Origin of the sequence: Bradyrhizobium uaiense (assembly GCF_010811875.1) — a bacterium.
Lineage (GTDB): Bacteria > Pseudomonadota > Alphaproteobacteria > Rhizobiales > Xanthobacteraceae > Bradyrhizobium > Bradyrhizobium uaiense.
On sequence record NZ_VKHP01000443.1, the window covers coordinates 1 to 2685 of the forward strand.

2 protein-coding genes are annotated in these 2685 nt (G+C 65.3%); one reads left to right on the forward strand and one right to left on the reverse strand.

Annotation, left to right across the window (positions count from 1 at the left end):
- Nucleotides 1-619: 619 nt before the first annotated feature.
- Nucleotides 620-907, reverse strand: coding sequence for a hypothetical protein (locus FNJ47_RS45485; RefSeq protein ID WP_163163245.1), 288 nt, complete (start codon nucleotides 905-907; stop codon nucleotides 620-622).
- A gap of 159 nt (nucleotides 908-1066) precedes the next feature.
- On the opposite strand from FNJ47_RS45485, the gene FNJ47_RS45490 reads away from it, so the two are divergent.
- Nucleotides 1067-2488 (forward strand): CoA transferase, encoded by a 1422-nt coding sequence (locus tag FNJ47_RS45490; protein WP_163163247.1) that lies wholly within the window; start codon nucleotides 1067-1069, stop codon nucleotides 2486-2488.
- The last annotated feature ends 197 nt before the right edge of the window (nucleotides 2489-2685 follow it).

Genomic DNA, 2685 nt, shown 5'->3' on the forward strand with positions numbered 1-2685 from the left:
AGCCCAGTCTCGCCGGGGAGAGCACGTATAAGCCGTAAGCCATCGCGCAGGGAAAGCCGGGTTGTTTCGGTTACACCTGTGGTCCTACCCCCGTGCTTTCTACCTTTTGCACGGGGCCCATGGGTGCGATCGGCACCCGGCTTTCCCTGCGCCCTCTGTGTGAGGAGGGTGGAACGAAGTGCAAAGCTCGGACAAATCATGTCGCGAGAATGCGAAGCTATATCCCATCTTCAGCTGTCATCGCCCGGCTCGACCGGGCGATCCAGTACGCCGCGGCCCCTCGGCTCAGGCACTACTGCCTCTGGAATACTGGATCACCCGCTGGAGCCTGTCATCGGGCTCGCCGAAGGCGAGACCCGGTGGCGGGTGATGACACCGTGTTGTTGGACATGAAACGCAATTCCTCCTCACCGTCGTCCCGGCGAAGGCCGGGACCCATAACCACCGAACGTGATTATTGAACGATGCTGGAACGACGAGTCCCATCCACGACACGCGCTGCGGCGTATGGGTCCCGGCCTTCGCCGGGACGACATTTGGAGAGAGTCGTTGGTCACAATCACGCCTCGCAATGACGCCATTTGCAGAAACGGCAGATGAATCCTTGCGCAGCTGCACGCTATTCCACCGCCGCACCCACCGGCGGTCCGCCCGGCGGGCGGGGCAGGGAGGGGATCGATGCATAGGCGCCGACCCAGGAGCCTGCCGCCGCGGAGGCGACATAGAGCCAGTTCTCGGTGTAGCTGATCACCGCATAGGACGAGAGCACGTACCATACGCTGCTCCAGGTGGCTGCCGGCACGCGTTTGCGCGCGACGACCGCCGAGGTGAACATCACATAGACCGCGTCGGTCGCCGCGGTCGCGAGGAAGACGCCGCCGGCGGTGAGGGGATCGATGGCAGCCATTGCAGCTCCTGTTCGGGTCGGGAGACGGCATGATGATCCGGAAAGTGTGCAGCGATTTTCCGAAAAGATCATGCCCAAACGAGGTATGAAGGTTGAGGTCGGGGCATTGCCTTTCTGTCATCATGCTCGGGCATAGAACAATCGCAAACAGGAATGTGTATGCAAGCCGTCCGTGACATCCTTGCCGACATCTGGACCGGCGCCGGCGGCACACCGTCCGCGCTCGATGCGGTCACGCTGAGCGGCAGCGAGCCGCAGCTGCCGTCGTCGTTTCGGGTCGCAACCGCAGCGCAGGCTCCGATCGCCGCAGCGGGCCTTGCGGCGGCCGAGATCTGGAAAGCCCGCAGCGGCGAGCAGCAGGATGTCGCGGTCGATATCCGCCATGCGGTGGTCGAATGCCGCAGCGAGCGCTATCTGCGCGTCGACGACAAGCCGCCGCCACCGGCCTGGGACAAGATCGCCGGCGTTTACCGCACGCGCGACAACCGCTTCGTCCGCCTCCACACCAATTTCCCGCATCACCGCGACGCCGTCTGCAAAGTGCTCGGCTGCAACGCCGAGCGAGACGACGTCCAGGCGGCGCTGCTGCAATGGGACGGCGAGGCGTTCGAGACCGCGGCCTATGCCGCCGGCGGCGTCGTCGCCTTGATGCGCTCATATGACGAGTGGTCAGCGACGCCGCATGCCAAGGAACTGGCAAAACTGCCGCTGATCTCGATCGAGAAGATCGGCGAGGCCGCGCCAAAGCCGTGGCCCGCGGGGAAGCGGCCGCTGGCCGGCATCCGTGTGCTCGACCTGTCGCGCGTGATTGCAGGTCCCGTTGCCGGCCGCACGCTCGCGGCGCATGGAGCCGATGTGCTGCTGATCTCCGGTCCCGATCTGCCGGCGATCCCCTGGCTCACCATCGACACCGGCCGCGGCAAGCTGACGAGTTTCCTCGAACTACGCAGCGAGGCGGGGCGAGGCGGGATGCGTGGCCTCGTGGCGCAGGCCGATGTTCTCTCGCAGGGCTATCGCCCGCAGGCGATTGCGCGGCTCGGCTTCTCGCCTGAGGAAGCAGCCCGCATCAATCCCGGGATCGTCTATGTGACGCTCTCGGCCTATGGCCATGCCGGACCGTGGGCGGAGCGCCGCGGCTTCGACTCGCTGGTGCAGACCACGACCGGCTTCAATCATGCCGAAGGGCAGGCAGCCGGCGTCGAAGGGCCGAAGGAGTTGCCGGCCCAGATGCTCGACCACGCCACCGGATATTTCATGGCGTTCGGCGCCATGATGGCCAAGGCCCGCCAGGCGCGCGAGGGCGGCAGCTGGCACGTCCGGGTGTCGCTGGCGCAGACCGGGCGCTGGCTATGGAATCTCGGCCGGCTCCAAGAGGGCCTTGCGACCGAGGACTTGAGGGCGGACGCGGTGCAGCCCTTCATCGAGCGGGTTCCGTCCGGTTTTGGCACGCTGAGCTCGGTCCGGCACGGGGCGGTTCTGTCGAGAACCCCGGCTCATTGGTCCCGCCCGGCCATGCCGCTCGGCAGCCATCCGCCGGAGTTTCCTGCCCCGAAGTTTCCTGCCCCGGAGTTTCCCGGATGAGACATTCAGCTGCCGTTCATGCCGACGAAACTTTAACCTCAAGCCTAGCCGAACCGCGTTTTTTAGGTTGTTTGCGACACCAAATCGGCACTATTAGCGCACCGCTGCGGCCGTCCCCCCGGAAGCTGCAACGACCGAGCCCCGGACCGCATGCTTAGAGAGCTTAGCAAACGAATGCAGACCCTTAGCCGACCGCG